Genomic DNA, 22,635 nt, shown 5'->3' with positions numbered 1-22,635 from the left:
GGTAATAAACAGGGGCACTAAAAGAAAAATAAACAGTCTGCGTTTATTAAAAAGCTGCGTTTTTAATCTAAATCTTTTCTCAAGATAGCGGATTTCGTTGAAGAAAATTTGGAGATATTTATTACCAGCTGGAAAATTAGGTAATAACTCTGGGGAGGGAATATGATAGGCAAGCTACTAGACCATCGTTACCAAGTAATTCGAGTCCTCGCGATGGGAGGATTTGGTCAAACCTATATTGCCCAAGATACTAGGCGGCCAGGCAATCCCATCTGCGTTGTCAAGCACCTTAAACCCGGAACTGACCCCAGAGTTTTTGATACTGCTAAACGCTTGTTCAGCAGTGAAGCCGAAACCTTAGAAAAACTGGGAAACCATGACCAAATACCCAGGCTGCTAGCGTACTTTGACGAAAACCAAGAATTCTATCTAGTACAAGAATATATTGAAGGACATACCCTAGCTGAGGAACTTATACCTGGTAAGCGCTGGAGTGAGAGCCAAGTAGTTCAACTGTTGCAGGAAATTCTAGAGATTCTCGAATTTGTCCATCGCCAAGGCGTGATTCACCGCGATCTCAAACCGGATAATATCATCCGTCGTGCCTCAGATAATAAGTTAGTTTTAGTTGATTTTGGAGCAGTGAAACAACTGCGTACACAACTGGTAACTGTAGGCGGACAACCCTCTGCCACAGTGGTTATCGGCACTCCTGGCTATATGCCTACAGAACAAGGGCAAGGTAAACCTCGTCCTAACAGCGATATCTATTCTCTTGGTATCATCGCCATTCAAGCATTAACAGGATTACATCCAACAGAGTTGCAAGAAGACCCAGAAACGGGGGAAATTATCTGGCGGCATTCAGTAACCGTGAACCATCAACTGGCAGCAGTGTTGTCCAAGATGGTGCGCTATCACTTCAAAGACCGCTACCAAAACGCTACGGAAGCACTGCAAGCGTGTAAAGATGCGATCAATCCAATAGCTGCACTTTCCACACCTCAAGAAGCTACCAAAAATTCCACTTACGAAGCAGCCAAATCTCAGCCTCTAGTATCTCGGCTGCAAACTGTTGCAGTTGCACCAGCCAATCCTGTCAAACCTGCGCGTAAAGACTCTACCAAATCCGACCCCTGGCCGATATTAATTGGCATATTACTGGCGGGTGGTGCAGCTGCTTTGGTAGCAAATGTATATCCAAATGTGAAAAATTTAGCTTTAAATCTTACAGGTAAGGATACTGCTTTAGCAAACAAATGCTCGGCTGTTGTCGTCGGAAATTCTAATATCCGTTCTGAACCTAGTTCGATAAATTCTGATAATGTTTTGCAAACTGTTGCTGATAACACCAATTTTGAGGTGACTGGCAAGCGGACAAAACGAGGTTGGATAGAAGTTAAGCTTAAATCTGGTCGTTTGGCTTGGGCACACTCGGATGTGATAACTAATAATCAAGAATGGGGTTCTTGCCTACGTGAAAAGGGCATTGCAACTAGGATTGTAGATGATAGTAGCTTAATTTCAACTCGAACAACTCCCCAGCCAAAACCAAAATCTAAGGATGTAGTAACTCCATTACCAGAAAAGCCAAAGGGGTCAACTGACGATGCTGAAAAATCAGAACGATCACAGCCTAATGATAACAGTGCCAATATTATCGAACAAGCAAAAAAGAAGTATGATTCAGGGGATATAATTGGAGCGATCGCACTTTTGAGATCAATTCCGGCAAATGCTGCTTCTAGTATCCAAGAAACAGGCAAAATGATTGCCCAGTGGCAGTCAGATTGGGCTAAGGCGGAGGCGTTATCTAATGAGATCAACAAAGCAATAGATGATGGTAAATGGGACAAAGTTTTAGATTATAGAAACCATCCAGAAAAGTTGCCTAATACTCAATATTGGCGAAATAGAATCGAACCATTATTTAAACAAGCAGCCGAAAATCTGGCAAAACAGGCACTAACTAAACTAGAAAATCAAGATAATCAAAAGACTACCCAACAGAAACTTCCTCATATTAACCAACCTGTCACTACAGAAAGTCCTAATGCTAGAGAAACTCCGAAAGGCAGTTTATAATATTAAGGTTGATTAACCATCCTATTTAAGCATCTATTGATTGGGAAGAACAACGTAATCAACAAAAAGCAAGTGTCTATTGGGCTTTTAAAACCACAGATGCACGCAGAAAGTACAGCGTTTATATCCAATTATTTTGACTTAGCAAAGTTTGTGTGGCGGACTACTAGAGCCGTTCAGCCTCGCGTCTTACTTCTGAATAAGAGATTTCCGCACTCTTGGCTTGGTTGAGCGCGTTCAAGCCAGTCGTTGATTCGTCATCCTCTTCAATGAGACCTTTGATAGCGATCCACGAGACGGCATCCACCTCCGGTTTCCATCGAGTATTGTAGAGTATAGCTGCTTCGAGCAGTTGCGTGGGTGAATTGCCTGCTTCGCCAATGGAGAGGTCGAGTGTCATTGCAGACTCCATCGCCGCGTTGACTCCCTGTCCGATCGGCGGGAACGCCGCCGCTGCATCTCCAAGCAATACAGCCTTTCCACCATAGAGTTGGGAGCAAGTCAGCGTTTGACCAATATGTCTAGAGGCGCGCTTTGCAAATGCGGCAATCTGCTCCTCACTTGTCAATTCGAGTATCTGTGGCAGGCGATCACCCAAAAACTGCTGTGCTGCTTGAGCAGAGGAGAACTCCAGCGGTGCATCAGTTCCGACGGCGCAGAACCAACGGGCTGTGTCAGAGCCTTGACCTCCTGTAATCGCACCTGCAAAGCTGAAAACGGGCATAACGGATAGGTCATAAAGGTAGTTTTTGTCCCATTGATCGAGTTTGCGATCAAGTTCAAGCATCGTGCAGTAGATCGGAAATGATTGGGTCTTGGCAGTAAATTCCGGAATCTGCTCCAGCATGGCTTTGCGGACGGCAGAACCTGTACCATCGGAACCAATGATGAAATCGAACTGCTCAGTCAGCGCACCCTTCGACTGAGATTCATAGGTGAGGCTGCCAGTCAGGACATCGACTGAAGTCACGCGGCATTCAAACTCGCAGGATATCCATTCTGAATACTGTTCTTCTACGAGTGCTATTAGCGTACGCACGATATCGCCACGCGACCCAATCCAACCTGGTAAGTTCCATTCCCCCGCCTCTCTCCCCAGCTTGATTCCCTTAAATTGCAGCATCCTTTGATCAAAGTAAGGACAGGCATCGATGTGGCGCAGGGCTTTGAGTCCGTGCCCCGTGATGTCTATCGCGTAGGAGCGCTCGGGGTTAAAGCGGGGTGCAACTTCTGGATGAGCATCCCGCTCGAAAAACGTTGTCCGAATGCCGCGACGGGCAAGAGCGATCGCGGCAGTCAGTGCAGCAGGACCACCACCGACGAAGGCAATCTTTGCTGGGGTTTCTATTGTCTCGTCTGTTTGCATAGTATTTTGTCCTCGTGTCCTTATAACCAGTCAGCGACCAGCTCAATGATGACTCGACCCGTGACCGGTTTCCCACGCAGTGTCCCAGTGATGGCGCTGAACCCTTCGTACTTGTGCATCCCAACCGGGGAGACGAACTCCTGCTCAATCACCTCCGGTCTAATGATCAGATGCCCATCCAACTGAGGTATCCGAATGTCCCAGTTGATCGGATAGATATGTCCGGTTTCTGGACTTTTCCACGGATTCGATGCATTCGCCGTCATGGGATCGCAGGCGACTACATCAACACCGCCATCAAGGCGCACCACTGTTGCCCAAGAATGTACGGGGCGATCCTCTTCAATAAACTCCCAGACGCTGATCCGATCGCCACTGTCGAGGATAATACCAAACCAGACCCACTTCTTGATTTCCTTGCCGAAGAAGCGTGGTGTCACACCCCATTGGCGATCAAGCCAGCCATCTCCGGTCACTTTGTACCGATCGCCGCTGATGGATACTGTTCCAGTGACGCTCATGGTTGGGAGTGCATAGTGGTAGGTTATGCCACCAAGACACGGAAACAGGCCGTTACCGACATTAGGCAACAAGGGTCCGGTTTGCTGGGCGGTGACATCAACCTCAATACCCGCCTTGGACCAGTTGCCCTTGAAGTTGAGCGCAGAGGTGGTACCGGATGCGGACGCGATCGGCGTGATCACCTCGAACTTTTCCGTATTGAACGAACACTTTTCACCGGGGAAGTCCTGTTCTTCTGCGATGTATTTATTAGTTTGCGGATTTAACACCGAGACCATCGCCGCCAGCAAGTCATCGCCGGTCGGCGGCGTAACGTGCAGAAGGTGAACCAGCAGATACATCGTCCCGCGATCGGACTCAAGATTTCCGACCAGGAACCACGAGTCGAGGTTTGCCCCAGGCTTAGCGACAAGATCTGGGTCAGTCGAGACAAAAAGGCTTAGTCCATTGCCCTCCTTTGAGGCGGATTCCCCTTGCATTGCTGCTGTGGGTATTGTTACTTGTAAATCCCGGTCCATTTTCGTATCTTCTGGTCTTAGGTTTGATACTGATCGCTTAACAATATGCGATCATTAGAAAAAACTTACAAGGACTATGCGCGAATTAAATCGGACATTTCACGACAAGTTGCATAGCCGCCAAATGCTCACAAGCATTGTTGCTAATACATTTAATTACGCTGTGGGTCGTGGCTTAGACTTGAAGCAGATCAAGGCTGCTACTGGAATAATACAGACCGATTTAATTAATTCAGAGTCTCGCTTGCCTGAAGAACTTGTCCCAACGATCTGGAAGTTGTTGGGTGAGGCTTACCCAAGGCAACCCTTGGCGCTCCATATGGCAAGTGCGGCTCCCTTCTCAACCTTTGGTCAATTGGCTCAGGGCGTTCAATATGCTGAAGATATTCGTTCAGCATTGCGGGCTTTTGTGAAATATCGATCTGTGCTTTCAGATCAACTCTGGCTGGACTTGATTGAATCTGGCTCTGAAGCGATTTTGCAAGCGTATCATCCGGTCGGTGAAATTGATGGGGGGTATGGTGCTGAGTTCGGACTAGCTTTGACAAAGCGCTTGGTGCAAGAAATCCTCGGAACAAATGATGCCGTGGTACGAGTAGAGTTCAAACATGAGCCATTTGGCTCAAGCCACGTTTACGAAAACTTCTTCGGTGTGACTGTCTGTTTTCAAAAAGACCATAATGCCCTCGTGTTGCGTCGGGAGGCACTAGATTTACCCACTCAAGGGCAAGATATTCACTTATTTCAGTATATTCAGGGAAATCTAGATCTCCTGCAAGACCATTGGCGATTACATCATAATCCTTCTCAGATATCTGCACTGTTTGACGCCATTGCTCGTAATGCAGAGTTGTCTGAGTATGGGGCTGAGACACTAGCCCAACAAATGAACATGAGCTTGCGTACGTTACAACGTCTGGTTCAAGAGCAAGGTTTAACGATTCGCCAGCTAATAGATAATGCTCGTGAAGCTAGGGCCCGACAGCTACTAACTAATTCCACACTCAGTGTCGCAGCAATCTCGGCTCAACTGGGTTACTCTGATGAGCGAGCTTTTCGCAGAGCCTTTCAGCGTTGGACTGACAAGACTCCTACAGAGTTTCGGCGTAGATTAGGCAGGGCTTGATACCAATTCACGAAAAACCTGAGACAAATAAAGCGTCAAGAATAAAACCCCAACCTGTAATAGAAGCAACAATTGATGTGTTTAATTTCTCAAGACGTTGCCAGATAACTGGTCGTCCTGTTTTTTGTTTTCGCTGACTGTGCGATCGCACTACCTCCAGCATTTGGTTAAAAGTATCCGGACGTAGGCCACATAAGCGTTTAAAGTCTTCTGGCTTCAGACTCTTTACCTCAAGGTAGGTCATAGATGCTACCTAACTCTAACTTACTTGTCCCACGCATCTGGAACTTTTGCAAGAGGTCTATTCTTGATAACTTCAGTTTTTCAATCCCTTTTATCCAATATAAGATTTATTAATAAAATATGTAGTATTGATCACCAATTCCTACTGACTATCTAATTGGCGATCGCCCTTGAGCAAAACTTTGCGAATGTCTTCTACACGATTAGTGACAAACCCAAAAAAGCCAGAGCCTTAAAATCTACTAGCCGCCGCCCTGCTAAAGAACTCTGTAGCGATCGCTGACTATAAACTACATACTATACTCATTATGTCAAGCAATTCTGCGCTTTTATTAATCAGCAAATAGACAAACTTGAATAAAAAACGCATAGGCGATCGCAGAATCTTGCCAACATGATGCACAAAGCCTGTATTCATTGCTGAATCAGGCTTTTGATATTTTTTATTAAATTTGCACCGACAACTTCAGTTTAATTACTGAATAGCGAATCCTTCTGGTCTGATTGCATCGTCCAAATCAACGCCCATCAAGTTAGCTCCCTGGATGTTTGCATTTGTTAGATTTGTATCTTCCAAATCTGCGTTTTGTAGGTTAGCGGTTTGCAAATTTGCTCCCAAGAGATTGGCTTTCTCTAGGTCTGCATCAAAAAGGTTTGCTCCTACCAGGTTTGCTCCCCAAAGGTTTACCTTGCCTAAATCTGCTCCTTGAAAGTTAGCCCCTTGTAAGTTTGTTTGCTGCAAGTTAGCTCTTTCTAAGTCTGCATTTTGTAAGTTAGCACCCTCCAAGTTTGCTGCTTGCAGGTTTACGTCCTTTAGCATTGCCCCAGCCAGGTTACAGCCTACACATTCATTGGTTTGTAATAAATGTCTAATGTTTTCTGCTACAGACACTATTGGCGATACAACCGGAGATATTACTGGTGGTGTTACAGGCTCCGTTGGTAATTTCAGCGGAGATATTACTGGTGGTGTTACAGGCTCCGTTGGCAATTCAACTGGAGCTAGTTCAGATTCTGTAGGTGTGGATGGTGTTAGTGTTTGCGCTCTAGCGCTAGGCTGGATAAGCAAAGTAAATCCCGCGACAACTACCAGAAAGACTGCTGTTACGAGCCACTGAGTTAATTTTTTAGAGTTTGATTGATTCATTAGTTTCTTCATATTACGCTTCGTAGTGGTAGGCTTGCTTTTATAAGAGCCATCGATAATGTGCTTTATCTTACTTTAGATAGCTTAATTGATAAGAGCAAATATTATTGTTATTCATATTGATAAATTCAAGTGATTAATAAATCTTTTGGATGGGAAGCGATCGCTGATTTTTTTGCTGACATCAGGGACATAGCACCCATTAGGAATTGCGGCGTCATATTTAATTCCCAAGCATTGCTAAACTAGGTAAAAGTCGATATGTTTCACTTTTAATTAAGATAGAGAGTCCCAAGTAAATTAAGACAAAGGGGAAGATTTTTCGACCATAGCGAGTTAAAACAGGAGTCATCAGAGGATTACGAGTCAGGTTGTAAGAGAGTAAGCACCACGTCCCAATACTGAGATAGCAAACACAAACAATTACGCTCAAACTTGGAAGATTGCTACTGGCAAACAACGGTACATAAATTCCAATGTTGTTTCCTCCATTGGCAATGGTGACAGCGGAAACACGGTAAGTTTGAGGATCGCGGATGGTTGCGAATAGTGATTTCTTTTGGCGTCCAGATTTTACAGGAGAGTTTAAGTCAAGTGACACCGCTTGCACTGTCTCCTCTTCCTCTTCTCGACTAATGAAATTACTGATACCAATGGCAATGGGAAGCAAACCCAGCAAACCAATCCAGGTGCTGGGAATAATCAGGCCGCCGAAGAAACCAGGGAGACTAGCACATATTAAGGTAGTAAATCCAAGAAATTCACCAAGAACAATATGCTTAGGACGAAAGCTACGATTGACTTTCCCGAAGAAAGCCGTCAAATATAAGTTGTCGTCAAAGGTAGTTGCAAAAGCGACAGAGATTCCAATCAATAATGTACTAATTAGCCAGGTCATAGTTGTTGCTCGCAGTTAGATTCAATGCTGTTGGTCTTAGTCCTCTCTGCTTCTCAACGTGAGGGCAGGTTAGGAGATTTTGTGACTGTTTCCCTAACGACAACGGATCGATATTCGTTATTAATCAGCCAATTCCCCAATTGTTAAAGGCAATCGCCTTTAATCAAATTGGTGATTTTTTTCTCAGCAAGGTACCTTGGGAGCTCATGGAGTCAATATTATGGCTTTCTGCCAAATAAGAGCAAATACTCTTGTTTTTTAAAAGGATAAATAAAAGTGATTGACAATTTTACTATATGTTTTGGGCATTCTACCCATTAACACTGATCGCCAGAAAAGGGAAAGAAAAAACTTTGCTATTGTTTGAGAAACTTCTATGCGTAGTTTACCGCCGTAGGCATCGCTTTTATTGAAGAGAACCCTTGTCAGATGGTAAAGCCTGGGATATCCTTGACGGCTAGCGTTCAACATCGATAATATGACTAATCGCCCTCTGACTTCAGTTTTGGGATGTTCAGTAATGTTGGATTTTTAACTTGTAATTATGCTAACCAGTGTTGACCGTTTATTATTTGTCCGGCGAGTCCCGATTTTTAAGGAATTGCGGGATGATTTTATTGTGCGGCTCACTTCAGTGATGAACGAATTGTCATTCCCAGCTAATTACACCATCTTTCGACAGGGAGAAGAAGGGCGATCGCTCTATATTGTAGTGTCCGGTCGAGTTAAAGTTCACATTGGGAATAAACAGTTGGCAGAGGTAGAACAGGGAAAATATTTTGGTGAGATGGCAGTATTCGATACTCAACCTCGATCCGCCACTGCAACCACTTTGGAGCCTTGTGAATTTTTAGAACTGACGCAAGAGCAACTATATGATGCGATCGAAGAAACTCCCGAAATTGCGGTGAATATTATTCGTGAGTTATCCCGTCTGATTCGGAGATTGAACGACGATATGAATGTAACCTCTTTGCAGAGTTAATAGACAAATGTAGAGACGCAGCACTGCTGCGTCTCTACAAGGGTTTTAGATTATGTAAAATGTGGTTCAAAATAAATGAAAACTGCTGTAAGTTTGATTATTAAACTCAGCATTCATCACTGCTTATTACTTAGGTTCACTCACACCCGGAGTTTCTTCTTTATCAACTTTAGGCACAATATCAGGACGTTCTTTGCTTTCCCAACCTGCGGGGCGTTTCGAGTTGTACCAAGCTATTGAGCCAATGGTGACAGCAGCAACAAAACCAACGACATACACCAAGGTAAAAGCAACAGGAAAATGAGGAGCAGCATCTATAGCTGGTGCTGCTGTTTGCATAAATAATAAATTCATGAGTATATTCTCCACAGTTAGGTAACACTATTGAACACGTTATAAGATGAGCGTATCACCTAACATCCCTCTGTAGTTTAGTTTGAGCAACTTCATATTGCATAAAAAAGGACAGAGGGGCGGGGAAGTAGCTGATATGTGTAGGTTTGTTGCACCTATTTCTGTCAGCCTGCGGCGTTGCATAGTTGCGGGATGATTTAGTAACTTCCAAAATTCTCCCCTTGCTTCCCCTGCCTCCCCTGCTTGCCCCAATTCATCCCACTGTTCTGCAACGCCTAGCCTGTCCCCTGCTTCTTCTTCAGCATTTATATCTTTGCCATGCAGACTCTACTATTTCAGAAATGATTTCTGTATATGTCACACCACCCAAACGTCCCATAATTGGCAAGTCTGAGCGGACATGATCTAATCCTGGCAATGGGTTAACCTCCATAAACTGCAACACACCGTTAGGATCGCAGCGCAGATCCACGCGGGCAGTGTCACGGCAACCAAGAGTATGGTAAGCATCCAGCGCCAGTTGTCTTGCCTGTGCTGCCAGTGGTTCAGGATCTATGAGTAAACGATAAGATACCCGTTCCAAATACTCATCTTTGTTGAGGGTGGTGTAGGCGAAAGCTTCTACTTGCCCTGTAAAAATTACTTCCATCACACCTACTACCCGTGAGTTGCTACCGTTGCCAATAATGCCTACTGTTACTTCTCTACCAGGAAGAAAGGTTTCCACGAGTATTGGTTGCCCAAAAAGTTCGTGTAACACTTGATAAGCATTTACTAGCTCCTTGTGTTCTTTGACAAGAGAACGTCCAGTTACCCCTTTAGAACTGCCTTCCGCCATCGGCTTAAGAAAAAGTGGCATTGGCAACGACACAGCTGCTGCTTCTGCGGTAGTATTCACGACCTCAAAAGGGGCTGTCGGCAAACCGCGATCGCGCACTACTCTCTTAGCAAGTGCCTTGTCTAACGTCAGAGCGCAGGTAAGCGGATCGGAAAAGGTGTAAGGTTGAGCGAATAATTCGCAGATTGCCGGGACTTGAGCTTCACGAGAGCGACCCTTTAAACCCTCAGCAATATTAAAAACCAGATCCCAGCGATCGCCTTTTGCCAAGCGCCGAGCAAGTTCTCTACCATTACCGACACGTTCAACCTGATGACCTAACTGCAACAGTGCAGTTTCCAGCCCGATGATAGTTTCTTCATCGTCGAACTCCATCACCTCAAAGGCACTGAAACCAGCCTTAAGGTAGTCTGCTTTCAGGTCATAACACAGACCAATAAATAACCCCATAACCCGATAATTCCCAGTGAGAAAACTTTCTCTGTTAGCTTTAACGTATAAATCAGATATCTTAATTAAGGAATTTCGATTACTAAATCGTTAATTAAGTGACAATATCTCATCAACAACATCAAACCATATAGGAGATTTATCATCAGGAGAACCGTTGTAGTTGGCAGTAATTTCTTCTCCTACTTCTATATCTCGATAGGCAATCAGATCCAATTCTCGGTCAGCGAATTTTTTCACATAATAAGTATTGGGATGGTAAGAATGGTTGATCAAGGAAGATAAACCTAAAGCGATCGCCACAGCTTTATCTTCCCAATCGTAGTAATAGTTGCCCAAAATCGTTTGATCTAGGAATTTAACCTGTTCTGCGGGTATAACAACAACTGACACTTTCTCAATGAGTTGTCCTTTCAAAAAGCGCTTCTGTGCGAAGACACCTCGACCTTTTAGGTTTGTATTACCAACAATCAACATTCCAACTAATCTCCTGCAATTACTTAGTTTTTTGGTTTGCCAAGAACTCAACAGAACCTATTCCAACTGACCCTTTTTGATGATGGCAAGCAACTTATATATAGGGTTAAACCTACTTTACTGGATCTACATAGGTGTACATCTTACCTGCCCAATTTCGCACTGTAGCTGTACCATTCTCATAAGCAGCTAAAGTCTCAGCTTGAATTGGGATTTTGCCACCACCACCAGGAGCATCAATTACATAGGTTGGTACAGCATAGCCAGTAGTATGACCACGTAATTTAGAAATTAAATCAAGCCCCGTTTGCACACTCGTTCGCAGATGTGCAGTACCAATAACTGGATCGCATTGATAAAGATAGTAAGGTCGCACACGCAGCTTGAGAAGACCGTGAAACAGATTCTTCAAGGCTTTTTCAGAATCATTCACATCTTTTAACAGCACGGTTTGACTACCTAGAGGAATGCCGCCATCAGCTAGGCGATCGCAAGCTTGTGCCACTTCTGGAGTAAGTTCCCGCAGATGACAAAAGTGCAAAGACAGCCACACACGATGTTTACGAAGCAAGGCAACCAGTTCCGGTGTAATGCGCTGCGGTAAGAAACTTGGCACGCGAGAACCAATTCGGATAAATTCAATATGCTTAATGGCACGCAGCCGCCTAAGCAAGTTGTCTAAAGGTTCATCAGCCATCAATAAAGGATCGCCACCGGAAATTAGCACATCACGGATCTCGGTGTGTTCCTCCAGGTAAGCAGCGATCGCATCCAACCGCCGCGTTACTGGATACATCTCACCTTGGCTCACCAAACGAGAGCGGGTGCAGTAACGACAATAAGCGGCGCAACTGTCTAAGGCAAGCAGCAACACGCGATCGGGGTAGCGGTGTACGAGTCCTGGTACTGGAGTGTTGTTATCTTCACCACATGGATCTATCATGTCTGCTGGACTAACTATTAGTTCTTCTTGCCGTGGTATCACCTGTAACCGTAGTGGACAAAGCGGATCTTCTGGATCGAGTAGTGATGCAAAATATGGGGTTACAGCGACAGCAAACTTTTCTGGTGCGATTAAAAGTCCCTGTTCTTCGGTAGCATTAAGCCTTAATAACTTCTGAAAGTGTTCCAGCTTAGTCAACCGATGCCGCATTTGCCAGCGCCAATCGTTCCAGCGTTCTTGGTTGTAAGTCTCTCCCAAAATCTGACAAATTTCTTCACACCGAATATCAGTTACTAGAGGATCTAGAATAGTGTTTTTGATCATGATTAGACCTAAATTAAGCTGAGAAAAATAAACAAATCACAGCCTAATAGAGTGCGGCGCAAATCCAGCTACCATCTCAATTAAGCAAGCAGACAAATAGGGGCAATTTATAAATTCCTCTACTCAAGTCTCCTTGTTAAAGGTAAGCAAATTTCTGTCACAGTGTATTAGTATGTTTACTTAGATTTTTAGTTCAGATAAAAAAATCTATTTCAAAGTTTACTGAAAGTATAATTTTACACATTTTTTTTGCACTGTGATAATAGTGATCGCTCTTATAGTGTCTTTGTTCACTTGAGTCGGTCGGGCTTTCCGTGTTATTATGCCGTATTAATACATACATGAATGTCGCATATTTAATTATGTAGGGATTTTTGGGGTGCGATCGCTCAATCTACAACCTGTGTAAATAATGCAGCCAGCTACACCACATTTGATTAGCGTTGGGTGATTGTGCCCAGAAGACGACTAGGATAAATTTCTTCGTTGCTAATCAGCGACTCATTGCAAAAATCTGTTCAGCCGTTAAGGGAATGTTCCCAAACAATCTAAAATCAACTTGATCCTGCCCTCGAAACACCTTTGGGGGTAAATACTCTCCATCTTCAAGTTGGTAGATTGTAATGGTTGGCTGCTTGGGAGAGCCAATGAACCGAATGCCACCAAAAGCAGCATAGTCCACAATGATGTACTCGAAAACGCCCAAGTCCTCATATTCAGCAAGTTTTGTCAGATAGTCGTCCTTCCAGTTGTTGCTAACAACCTCAATGATTCCGGGTGGTGGAATATATGCAGCAGCAGAACTAGAGCTAGTTTTCATCTTCTGCCATTCTTCTCTAGCAAATATGACAATATCTGCTTTCCGGCTTTTTTCCTTTTCTCCTAGTGCTGTTTTGAGCCGAACCTGCTTGGACTGGCGTGACACGTAAGGCAGGTCATTTTCTTGGCAGTGATTTTCTAAGTAGGCACACAGTCGCTCGATCAAATCCTCATGATTTGCATTTGGTTCTGATAATGGCACGGGAATCCCATCCAATAGCTCAAACTCTCTGCCTGAACCATCGTCCCAGGCAAGAAACTCTTCAAAAGTCAGTAGTTGTGTGACGGTTGCGTACATCGCCCTCGCTCCCTTGCTGACGGGTACTTCACTCAATGCTACCAAGATGTATAGCTTTGTCTATGAGTCCTGCTTGATTTTCCTGCTGTAGTTCTGAAATAACAGCTTGAGGTAGGACAACAAAAGGCGATCGCAATTGGTGAGTGTAGTTTTGGTCTAATAAATAACATCAGATTTATTTTATATAAATATCTAAAGACTACTAAAAATTTTACCCAAGTATCATATAGTAGTACAATAATACTTTGACTAGAATACTTGTTTTGACAATCACATTTTTAATATGAACCAATATAATAACTCTTGGGAAAACATAGCCTCTTTAGCAGGTCACACTAGCTGGGTTTATGGTGCCCCAATTGCTCCAAATATGGAAAATAGAAATGTAGAAAAGCTACTAGACAAACACTTCAACATTAATATAAGGACATAAGAACGCTTGAACAACAAACACACTATGCGGATTACAGCTGACGGTCAGATTACCATCCCTCCTGAAATCCGAGAGGTGCTAAACATTTCTCCTGACGTAGAATTAGCGTTTGAAATCGAAGGCGATCGCCTCTACCTCAAGAAAATACAACCTACCGATAAAATCTCAACCTGGATTGACACCATGCGGGGTTGCGCTGCTGGAAACCTCACCACTGACCAAATCATGACCCTCACCCGTAGCGACGATAATCTATGACGGTCTTGGTAGACAGCAACGTTATCCTCGACATTCTTACCAACGATCCCAACTGGTTTGATTGGTCAGCCCTTCAACTGACAACCTATGCCCGTCAAGACCAACTTGCGATCAATCCCATCATATACGCTGAGATTGCCATCGGCTTTCTCAGAGAACAGGAACTCATCACTGCATTGCCAGAAGATATATTTTAACGTCTCCCTTTACCTTGGGATGCGGCATTCCTAGCAGGTCAAAGTTTTCTTAACTACCGTCGTCGTGGTGGTGCAAGAACCTCCCCATTGCCTGATTTCTATATTGGTGCCCATGCTAGCACTGCTAATTTGCCTCTCATTACCCGCGATGTCAATCGCTATCGCACCTACTTTCCCAATGTTAGGCTCGTTTCACCTGAATAGCCATTAAATTGAACGAGCAAACACATTAGTACAACAAGGCAAAAGTAAAAAGTAAATTCGATAATCAGATAGGCTATCACCTACCAGAACATAAGGCGCGATCGCTATTGGCGTTGTATCCATAAATCTAAGTACTGCTTATAACACTCTTGAATCCATTTTCAATCAGATATTAAACTTCATCAGGATTTATCCCAAGCTGTCTCAAGCGTTCTGCTAAACGCTGGGCTTTTTGCTGTTCTTGTTCTAATTGGGATGTTAATAACTGCGATTTTTCCTCACCAGTTAGTAATAAATTTCCCTGTGTATCCCACCAACGCAACCAAGGCACTGTAGTATTTCCATACTGTCCTTGCCAAATACCCAATTCGACATCCATCAAGGAAATCTCATAGTGTCCACGTTCGTTAGCTGTGAGTTGCTGATATCTACCATCAACTAAGTGATAAACCTCAACCGCAGCTTTACTAAATTCGTAAATGCCATAAAAAGGTACGCGGATTGCTTGCTCGTATACCCAGAATTTACCAGTAATTGGAGTATTATCTCTTTCTTGGGAACCATCCCCAGAAGCAAATTCCAGTACAATTAGGGGAGCGATATATTCTTGCCACAATACATACGAACGTCGAAACTGACCATTTAACATAGGTGGAACATTCGGGACGTAAAACCAATCGGGTACTTCAGCACCGCGTTCAGGTGGTTCGGTCAAACGCCAGTAAATGCCACAATCTTGACCAATACAATACTGTTTATCCGAGTGAATTTGCTGTAATATACCTTGAACAGAGTCAGTTAAAAGTATGCTTTGCGGGTGTTCTTGAAAATTTTTCACAAAAGTCCCATTCGACTCTGGTAACTCAGTATGGTCGGGAAGGTGAGTAATGCCTAGTTCGGACAGTTTGGCAATAGTCATTTGTCAACAAAATTGCACTTTCATTATTAGCCAAGTTGAAAACTTCATCGTCAAGAATTCCTGGTTCCATTTCCACAACATACAAAACTTCGTGACCATTCAGCCGCAGACGTTCAACGATTTGCCAATCTAAATTTTCGTCTCCTAAAAACTTCAAGAAGCTTTCTCAATTGTTGGATAAACCACATCATAACGCAAAGCTTGAGCCGCAAATGCCAAAGCTGCTTTAATTCCTTCATCACTAAGTCGCGGATGCGCTTCGATTATTTGCTGAGGTGTTTCACCAGCAGCAAGCTTTTCGAGAATTAATTCAACTGTAATGCGAGTTCCTGAAATGACAGGTTTGCCCATCATTATTTTTGGATCGGATATGATTTTTTGCATGAATTAGGATTATTTGGATAGATAATTAATTTAATATATAACGCTTTTCAACATTCTTCTCCATCACCTACCAGAACACAAGGCGCGATCGCTTTTCATTACTTTCTGGTTAGTCTGCAAATAATCATGTAGCAAATTGCAACCGCGTGCCAGTAATTTATCCAGTTGGATATCTGCCAAATCTCGGAAAATTACTGTACCATTGCCACTACCCGCAGCTAGAGTCTTGCTGTCATGACTAAAACTGACGCTGGTTAACTCATCCTTATCACCTTTCAAAGCAATCAGCAATGTCCCTGCTCGGTTCCAAATCCTCACTTTGTCATCACTGCTAGCTGCTAGAGTCTTACCATCGGGGCTAAAACTGACACTGATAAAACTATCGCCATCACCTGTGAGAGTATCTAGTAAATTCCCGTCTCGATTCCAAATCTTCACTGTACTATCAATACTCACTGAAGCAATACTTTGACTATCGGGCGACCAAGCAACTCCATTTACCCGGCGGCTATGACCAGTTAATGTATATAGCAATTTACCTTCTACACTCCAGATTTTCACGGTTTTGTCATCACTGGCTGAAGCTAGCAACTTGCCATCAGGGCTAAAGCTTACCCAATTCACTGCTTCTTGATGATCCTGTAAAGTGTTGAGCAGTTTACCGTTGCGACTCCAAAGTTTTACTGTTTTATCTTTACTAGCGGAGGCAATTACTTGACCATCAGGCGACCAAGCTACACTCAAGATGGCATCATTATGACCCTGTAAGGTGTTGAGCAGTTTACCGTCACGGCTCCAGAGCTTGACTGTTTTATCTTTACTAGCAGAGGCAATTACTTGACCATCAGGCGACCAAGCTACACCCCAAACTTGATCCTGATGCCCTGTGAATGTACGAAGTAGTTTACCATCACGACTGAAAAGTTTTACAGTTTTGTCTCGGCTTGCTGCTGCCAAGGTGCGATCGTCTGGGCTAAAACTAATGCTAGTTACCCAGTCATCATTATCGGCTTTCGGTTTTCGCAATAGCACATCGTCCCAATGCCAAAGTTTAATAGTTTTGTCCCGACTGGCGGAAGCAAGGGTGCGACCGTCTGGACTGAAACTGACACTGTTAACCCAATTATTATGTCCCTTCAGAGTTCCCAGCAACACACCTTCAGAACTCCAAAGTTTGATTGTCTCATCAGTACTTGCGGAAGCGATAAGCCCGTAGGGCATGGCTTCGCTTACCGTGTTACCATCACGGCTAAAACTGACGCTAGTAACTCCAGCACTATGCCCTGATAAGGTTCGCAGTAGCTTTCCCTCCAGATTCCACAGCTTGATTGTCTGGTCTAAACTAGCAGATGCAATTGTTTTCCCATCAGGCGACCAAGCTACACTTTTGACTGCATCATCATGTCCCTGCAAAGTTTTGAGCAGCTTACCATCCCGACTCCACAATTTCACTGTCTTGTCAGCACTCCCGGAAGCAATAGTTTGACCATCGGTTGACCAAGCGACACTCAAGACTGCACCATCATGTCCCTGCAAAGTTTTGAGCAGCTTACCATCCCGACTCCACAGTTTCACTGTTTTGTCTGTACTCGCCGAAGCAATAATCTGGCCATCTGGGCTGAAACTAGCACTATTCACCACACCCTGATGCCCTAATAAAGTAGCAAGCAGTTGACCTTCTCGATTCCAAAGTTTTATCGTCTTGTCTTGACTAGCGGAAGCAATGATTTGACTATCTGGGCTAAAACTGACGCTATTAACTACATCTTCATGCCCCGACAAGGTTTTGACCAAGCTACCATCAGGACGCCAGAGTTTGATTGTAGTATCGGCACTGGCTGAGGCAATTAAAGAGCGATCAAGGCTGAATGTAGCACTATTGACGCCAGATAGATGCCCGTCCAAGCGGTTATACTCTCTGACGCCTGAAACAGCTTGATAAAGCGCCGTCTGTACTTGTTCTCTTGTATTGGAATCTACCCAGACTGTTTGTTGTAATTTTCCCCCTGCCTTTAAAGCTTCTTTTAAAGCATCAATACCTTTTTGCGAGGCAAAGAGGGCTTCACTGGATGCACTAAGGGTTTTAATTTCGCTATCTACTGCTGTCACTATGGAAACACTTAATCCTAAGATGGCGAGAACGGAAGCAGTTAGGGCAATTTTCAGCGAACGATTTAATTGAGCTTCACTAAGTCTTTGTTTCTTTTGACTTTCTGCAAGTTTAGCTGTTAACTCTTTTTCTTTAAGTTCAGCTCGTAATTGCTCAATTTCTAACTGACTTAATTCTTCCCGCTTTTGTAATTCTCGCAATTCTGTTAATAAGTCTAATCCCTGTTGGGGATGAGGAGCTACCAATTTAGAACGCTGCTTATTTTGACTCAGTTCGCTCTTAAGTCGCTCAATCTCAGCTTTACTTTGTTCTACTTTATAGCGCAACTGATTTAGTTGTACCTGTAAGCTCGATTCTTGTTGTTGCAGGTGGCGAATCAAGTCTACTAAATAATCGTGAATCAGTTGATAGCGTTCTGGTACATCAGGAAAGAGAACTACTAAACCAGAGCGCACTAAAATTTCTAATACTAAGTCTAATTTGTCAGCATCTTCTAATTCTGCTAGTTGCGCCGCTAACTCAGCACGAGTTTTAAAAGGTCGGTTGTTACTTTCATCTGTTAATAAATATAAAACGAGTAAAGCGGCTCGTTCGTTTTCTGGGCCGCAGTCTTTAATCAGTTCCTTAATATATCGTTCGATGAGTTTGTTAGGTCTATATGGCTGATATTCTTCTAGTGTAGTAATGCGCTCATCTTGAATTTGCGCTCCCACAACTTGTAATTCAATCGGGCGGACTTCTCCAAATTCTGTTGATAAATCTTCGATTAAGGCATCAATTAAAGCGGGTTCTAAATTAAACTGCGATCGCTCCGTCAATTTGCGGATAATTGCTTTCGCATATTCTGGCGAAAAATTATTTAACTGATAGCGGATATGCTTATCGAGAATATTATTATTAATCGCTTCCAGTGCTGAGAGATGTTTAAAGTCTAATAACCGATGTAAATAATCTTCTCGCAAGGAAAGGATGACTTTGACAAAGGGTATATTCAGACAATCGCTAATAAATTTATCAAACTCTTGTTTTTGATTGCGATCGCTATAACCAAAGAAAAATTCTTCAAACTGGTCAAAAATTAAAACTGTGATCAAATGGCGATCAGCATTTTCTTGGAGTTGTTGTAAAATGCTACCAATGGTGAACGGTGTGCCAGAGTAAGGCAAAACTTCCGATTCAATGGCTGTTTCTGGCTGAATATCAGCGTAAATCGCCAGGGATGCATCACTAGATATCGCCTCACTTAAAGATTTGCCTAATTCCCGTGCCCAATCGGTATAAACTTGCAGTACCACAGGTACGGCTATTTGATCGCCAATGGCTCGATTTTGCAGTGCTGGAACTAAACCCGCCGTGACGGTAGAACTTTTACCCACCCCCGATTGACCGTGAATCACCGTTAACTTTTGATCGGCGCGGCTAATTCTGCCAATTAAGTTATCAATATCACGCTCCCGACCAGAAGCCGCAATTTCTAAAGCAACGCTGCTACTTCCAGAAGGTGACATTAATGCTGGGTTTGTCGCCTGTCTTTGGGGTTGTAAGCGCCCTGCACCAATAAAAGCCCGAAAACCATACTGCTGCTCAACAGAACGCCGTTTCTGGCGAATGTAATAGGCTTCGAGATATCGCCCTTCTTCAAAGTAGAGCGATCGCAGTCTCCGCAATAAGCGAATATAACGATGGGCATCATATTGATGGGAACTGTTTTCTAAGGCTGCTGGCAGTTCTTTTGTCGCCTTATCTAAGTATTCATGAGCGATTACTAGCTCACCTAAATTTCGCTGTGCTTTCGCCAAAACTAAATAGTAAATTTGCGCCAGCAGTAATGGAAATAAGCAGTTATAAGGGTCATTCTGCTTTTGCGCCTCACCTAATTTCAGCAGTGATACGTGTGCTAAAATACTCGCCTGTACCCACCGCGACTGCTGCACAGCCACTTGCGCCAGAAAACCGTAGTCACAAGCTAGTTGGATTTGACTACCATAAGTTTGATGTAACTCCAGAGACTTTTGAGCAACTGTCTGCAATTCTTCCCACTCTTGCAGATATTGCAAAACCTCAGCGAGTTGATTAATAAATCCAGCAACTATATCTAAACGCCCAGCCACCTGCAAAATATTCAAGCACTGCTGAAAATAAGATTTAGCAGTATACCAATGGCGGCGATTTTCGATTTGATTTTGCTCTGCAAAACGGCAATAACACAACCCAATATAAAACAACAAAATTCCCTGTCGCAGCAGTAGAGGCGATGGTGGAGATGGAGGAGATGAGGAAGAAAATACCCCCTCATCTTCCCCTGCTCCCCCTGCTCCCCTGCTCCCCTGCTCCCCTGCTTCCCCTCTCTCTGCCAACTTTTGCCAAACCTGCAAGCTTTGCTGAAAATGGCTTAAACCTGTATTGATGCGATCGCTAATATAATTATCTAGACCAAAAACAAATTCTAAACTAGCGTGTAATTCTGGCTCTAAGGTAATACCACGATTGTGCAACTCTTTAATCGCAAAGTGAAGTTCATAGCTATGTTCCCAGACTTGCTCGACAGTGGAATAATGCTTTGCAACTTGAGGAGGTTGGTGTTGTGCAGCATCGTTTGCTAACACCGTAGCAAATAAAGAGTCAGTTTCCTGTTGCAGAAATTGCAGCAGTGATTGAGTTGTCATTTCAAACCGAATCGGTGTCGCCGCCCAACTAGCAAAATCTGGTGCTAAACGGACTATCTTTTGCAATATTTCCTCATTCACCCACAAAATCATCGGAAATGGGTGGCGTTTGCGAAATTCATCCCGAATATGATTGATAGACCTCAGTAAATCGTCGAGTCCATCTACTGACTCTAAACCCAAAATCATCAACGCCGATGGCGGATTAGCTTCGGTTAGCAGTTGTAAATGAATACTTGTGTAAAGACTTCTGGCATTATGCGGTAGAACTACCCTTTGAATGTGGTGTACTCCTGAAAAGAGTTCTTCGAGTCGTTGCAGCATAAGTTCTTGCAAAACTCGATAATTGCAGCACACCAAAACCAGGGAAAATTGACCGCTAGAAAGGGTAATTGCTCTCCCCAAACTCCGCAGAGCACGCTCGTTAGCTGCTCTGATATCTACTTGTGTGTGTCGTTCAACCATGATTTAAATTTTTCTGTCTCCGCTAAAACTGGGTTGACGGCAAACCAAGCTCCTTGATGATCGCGGTATTCAAATACAAATAGACTTCGCAAGAGGGTATGGTATTCTATATCACCTCTAACTCGTTGCTGTTGCACCACCTGAAAGATTAGTTCCCACTCATGGGGGTCGATAGCGTTGGCTCGGTAATCACGCTGTCTTTGAATTACCAGTTCAACACATTCCCGGTCAAAGGGTGGATCTTGTTCTCGCAGACAGTCAAACAGTAAACCTAGTAAATCGCGTACATGACCACCACTTATCAAGCACAATCGATCTAAGGTTTCCAGACTATCAAACACCTCTGTAATTAAGCCTAACCGATCGCTAGGTAAAATGTCTGGAAAAGCTCTAGCTAGAACCATTTGCCGCATCATTGCTAGTCCTTGGGGAAAAATCTCGCCAGAGCGCAAACGCACAGGGATCATCGGTAAAACTTTTGGGGCGACTCCACCTCCCAAACGATGCTGAAGTTCGGCGCTATCGTTAGAGAAAGTTAAGGCTAGGGGAATAGTGTAGACTACATGACAATTCAGTTTGCGTAATTGTTCGCCCCGCTGAATAAATAAATATTCTGGCAGCGATCGCCCCGATGGTAAAGGTCGAATTGCGACTCGATCCAAGTTATCAACAATAACTACCAGTCCTTTTTTACCCCTGGTTTTCAGTTCTTTGTTGGCACGTTCTAGTAATTCTTGATTAATTGACTGTAAAATATTTGCGGTTCGCGGTTCGAGATAATCTCTTAACCGCCGCCGTAATTGCGGACTTTCTTTCGTTTTAGCTGTAATTTTGGCAATTCCCACAGACAATTCTGCTTCTACCCCAAGGTCAATTGGCGTTTGCAGAAAATCTACAAGTTCGCCAAATAACTTGCTAAAGTAGGTAGGTTTGAGCCTAATTTTCATCGCTTCTAAGCTTTCACTCACCTGTCCAGCGATCGCTAACAAAATATCAGTCACATCCACATCCGCCATTTCTAAGACATGGGTAGACTCAAAATAAACTACATGAAATTGCTGCGCTTCTAACTCAGCTTTCAGGCGCAACAACTCTGTTGATTTTCCACAACCGAGATGTCCTGTAAATAGTTGACAAGTTGGTGTATCTGGCGATATTCTAGCGATCGTGCGCTGCAAAGCTTCGATAATTTTGCCACCCCGCACCGCAGCAAAATCGATATAGTACCTGCGATCGCTAGCATTTCCTATAATTAGAGGTCTGCTCGGATTGCAAGCCTGATAAAATCTTTCTAAATCTAGGAGCATAACTAATCGAGTTCACTCAGGAATAGGGATAACAAAATCTACTGAATAAATATAAATGTATTGATTTTAAGGAATTTCTCCCTTAATTTAAGTACATTTCAATTAAACTACTAACTAAATTAACAGCATTTCGGATAATCGTTCATATCTGAGGTTGGACATAACACATAGCAATGTTGATATTTAATTTTAAGTAAGCAGAAATACTACTATAAGTACAAATAGCAAAAACCTCTAAAATAAAATAAGTTCCTCTTATGAATATTAAAAATATCCAACCCCAAAAAAGGTACTGTTAA

At 43.4% G+C, this 22,635-nt stretch carries 21 protein-coding genes and 1 pseudogene; 7 read left to right on the top strand and 15 right to left on the bottom strand.

Translation table 11 applies throughout. From position 1 onward, the window contains the following. Positions 1-162: 162 nt before the first annotated feature. Positions 163-2,085: a serine/threonine protein kinase gene (locus tag V7K56_RS35095; protein ID WP_334918470.1), complete on the top strand. Its 1,923-nt coding sequence runs from the start codon at positions 163-165 to the stop codon at positions 2,083-2,085. Between the two features lie 166 nt (positions 2,086-2,251). On the opposite strand, the gene V7K56_RS35090 is transcribed toward V7K56_RS35095, so the two are convergent. Continuing rightward, positions 2,252-3,451, bottom strand: coding sequence for an FAD-dependent oxidoreductase (locus V7K56_RS35090; RefSeq protein WP_334918467.1), 1,200 nt, complete (start codon positions 3,449-3,451; stop codon positions 2,252-2,254). A gap of 20 nt (positions 3,452-3,471) precedes the next feature. Then, complete coding sequence (locus V7K56_RS35085; protein ID WP_334918465.1) at positions 3,472-4,491, bottom strand: lipocalin family protein; 1,020 nt, start codon at positions 4,489-4,491, stop codon at positions 3,472-3,474. Positions 4,492-4,567: 76 nt separating this feature from the next. On the opposite strand from V7K56_RS35085, the gene V7K56_RS35080 reads away from it, so the two are divergent. Beyond that, positions 4,568-5,617, top strand: coding sequence for an AraC family transcriptional regulator (locus tag V7K56_RS35080; protein WP_334918463.1), 1,050 nt, complete (start codon positions 4,568-4,570; stop codon positions 5,615-5,617). 7 nt (positions 5,618-5,624) lie between these two features. Here the strand turns inward: V7K56_RS35080 and V7K56_RS35075 are convergent, their stop codons facing one another. After that, a complete protein-coding gene (locus V7K56_RS35075; protein WP_334918461.1) occupies positions 5,625-5,861 on the bottom strand; it encodes a hypothetical protein in 237 nt (78 codons plus the stop codon). A 201-nt stretch (positions 5,862-6,062) separates the two neighbouring features. Between V7K56_RS35075 and V7K56_RS37410 the strand changes: the two are divergent. Next, a pseudogene (locus tag V7K56_RS37410) lies at positions 6,063-6,218 on the top strand (Coenzyme F420 hydrogenase/dehydrogenase, beta subunit C-terminal domain); the annotation flags it as partial. 117 nt (positions 6,219-6,335) lie between these two features. Here V7K56_RS37410 and V7K56_RS35065 read toward each other — a convergent pair. Both V7K56_RS35065 and V7K56_RS35060 read right to left on the bottom strand, forming a co-directional pair. Then, the gene (locus V7K56_RS35065; protein ID WP_334918459.1) at positions 6,336-7,007 is read right to left on the bottom strand and encodes a pentapeptide repeat-containing protein; all 672 of its coding nucleotides are present in this window, start codon (positions 7,005-7,007) and stop codon (positions 6,336-6,338) included. 223 nt (positions 7,008-7,230) lie between these two features. Continuing rightward, the gene (locus V7K56_RS35060) at positions 7,231-7,905 is read right to left on the bottom strand and encodes a cadmium resistance transporter (RefSeq protein WP_334918456.1); all 675 of its coding nucleotides are present in this window, start codon (positions 7,903-7,905) and stop codon (positions 7,231-7,233) included. A 544-nt stretch (positions 7,906-8,449) separates the two neighbouring features. On the opposite strand from V7K56_RS35060, the gene V7K56_RS35055 reads away from it, so the two are divergent. After that, positions 8,450-8,890 carry a Crp/Fnr family transcriptional regulator gene (locus V7K56_RS35055; protein WP_104909222.1) on the top strand — a complete coding sequence of 147 codons (441 nt, stop codon included), beginning with the start codon at positions 8,450-8,452 and terminating at the stop codon, positions 8,888-8,890. A gap of 126 nt (positions 8,891-9,016) precedes the next feature. Here V7K56_RS35055 and psb35 read toward each other — a convergent pair whose 3' ends face one another. From psb35 to V7K56_RS35030, 5 genes are all read right to left on the bottom strand, one after another. After that, positions 9,017-9,244 carry a photosystem II assembly protein Psb35 gene (psb35, locus tag V7K56_RS35050; protein WP_334918454.1) on the bottom strand — a complete coding sequence of 76 codons (228 nt, stop codon included), beginning with the start codon at positions 9,242-9,244 and terminating at the stop codon, positions 9,017-9,019. A 298-nt stretch (positions 9,245-9,542) separates the two neighbouring features. Beyond that, the gene (locus V7K56_RS35045; protein ID WP_334918452.1) at positions 9,543-10,532 is read right to left on the bottom strand and encodes a D-alanine--D-alanine ligase family protein; all 990 of its coding nucleotides are present in this window, start codon (positions 10,530-10,532) and stop codon (positions 9,543-9,545) included. A gap of 90 nt (positions 10,533-10,622) precedes the next feature. Continuing rightward, complete coding sequence (locus V7K56_RS35040) at positions 10,623-11,009, bottom strand: SET domain-containing protein (protein WP_334918450.1); 387 nt, start codon at positions 11,007-11,009, stop codon at positions 10,623-10,625. Positions 11,010-11,121: 112 nt separating this feature from the next. Then, positions 11,122-12,276 (bottom strand): KamA family radical SAM protein, encoded by a 1,155-nt coding sequence (locus V7K56_RS35035; RefSeq protein WP_334918448.1) that lies wholly within the window; start codon positions 12,274-12,276, stop codon positions 11,122-11,124. Between the two features lie 493 nt (positions 12,277-12,769). Further along, positions 12,770-13,393: a Uma2 family endonuclease gene (locus V7K56_RS35030; protein ID WP_334918446.1), complete on the bottom strand. Its 624-nt coding sequence runs from the start codon at positions 13,391-13,393 to the stop codon at positions 12,770-12,772. Between the two features lie 439 nt (positions 13,394-13,832). Here V7K56_RS35030 and V7K56_RS35025 point away from each other — a divergent pair, with 439 nt between their 5' ends. From V7K56_RS35025 to V7K56_RS37405, 3 genes are all read left to right on the top strand, one after another. Continuing rightward, on the top strand, positions 13,833-14,084 hold the full coding sequence (locus V7K56_RS35025) for an AbrB/MazE/SpoVT family DNA-binding domain-containing protein (RefSeq protein WP_334918444.1): 252 nt from the start codon (positions 13,833-13,835) through the stop codon (positions 14,082-14,084). Continuing rightward, positions 14,081-14,281: a type II toxin-antitoxin system VapC family toxin gene (locus V7K56_RS35020; RefSeq protein ID WP_334918442.1), complete on the top strand. Its 201-nt coding sequence runs from the start codon at positions 14,081-14,083 to the stop codon at positions 14,279-14,281. The genes V7K56_RS35025 and V7K56_RS35020 overlap by 4 nt, the downstream gene beginning before the upstream one ends. An 87-nt stretch (positions 14,282-14,368) precedes the next feature. Continuing rightward, positions 14,369-14,485: a type II toxin-antitoxin system VapC family toxin gene (locus V7K56_RS37405; protein ID WP_442940374.1), complete on the top strand. Its 117-nt coding sequence runs from the start codon at positions 14,369-14,371 to the stop codon at positions 14,483-14,485. Between the two features lie 172 nt (positions 14,486-14,657). On the opposite strand, the gene V7K56_RS35015 is transcribed toward V7K56_RS37405, so the two are convergent. The 5 genes from V7K56_RS35015 to V7K56_RS34995 all read right to left on the bottom strand — a co-directional run bounded on the left by V7K56_RS35015 (position 14,658) and on the right by V7K56_RS34995 (position 22,336). Then, complete coding sequence (locus tag V7K56_RS35015; RefSeq protein ID WP_334918440.1) at positions 14,658-15,404, bottom strand: Uma2 family endonuclease; 747 nt, start codon at positions 15,402-15,404, stop codon at positions 14,658-14,660. Then, positions 15,349-15,561, bottom strand: a complete 213-nt coding sequence (locus V7K56_RS35010) for a DUF5615 family PIN-like protein (RefSeq protein WP_334918438.1) — start codon at positions 15,559-15,561, stop codon at positions 15,349-15,351. The genes V7K56_RS35015 and V7K56_RS35010 overlap by 56 nt, the downstream gene beginning before the upstream one ends. Beyond that, positions 15,558-15,788, bottom strand: coding sequence for a DUF433 domain-containing protein (locus V7K56_RS35005; RefSeq protein ID WP_292697875.1), 231 nt, complete (start codon positions 15,786-15,788; stop codon positions 15,558-15,560). Before V7K56_RS35005 ends, V7K56_RS35010 begins: the two co-directional genes overlap by 4 nt. 63 nt (positions 15,789-15,851) lie before the next feature. Continuing rightward, positions 15,852-21,029: an nSTAND1 domain-containing NTPase gene (locus tag V7K56_RS35000; RefSeq protein WP_334918433.1), complete on the bottom strand. Its 5,178-nt coding sequence runs from the start codon at positions 21,027-21,029 to the stop codon at positions 15,852-15,854. Then, on the bottom strand, positions 21,005-22,336 hold the full coding sequence (locus V7K56_RS34995; RefSeq protein ID WP_334918431.1) for a P-loop NTPase fold protein: 1,332 nt from the start codon (positions 22,334-22,336) through the stop codon (positions 21,005-21,007). The genes V7K56_RS35000 and V7K56_RS34995 overlap by 25 nt, the downstream gene beginning before the upstream one ends. Positions 22,337-22,635: the final 299 nt, after the last annotated feature.

The organism is Nostoc sp. (assembly GCF_036917535.1).
Classification (GTDB): domain Bacteria; phylum Cyanobacteriota; class Cyanobacteriia; order Cyanobacteriales; family Nostocaceae; genus Nostoc.
Note: the sequence above shows the minus strand (reverse complement) of the source record. Positions and strands in the feature narration are given on the sequence as shown.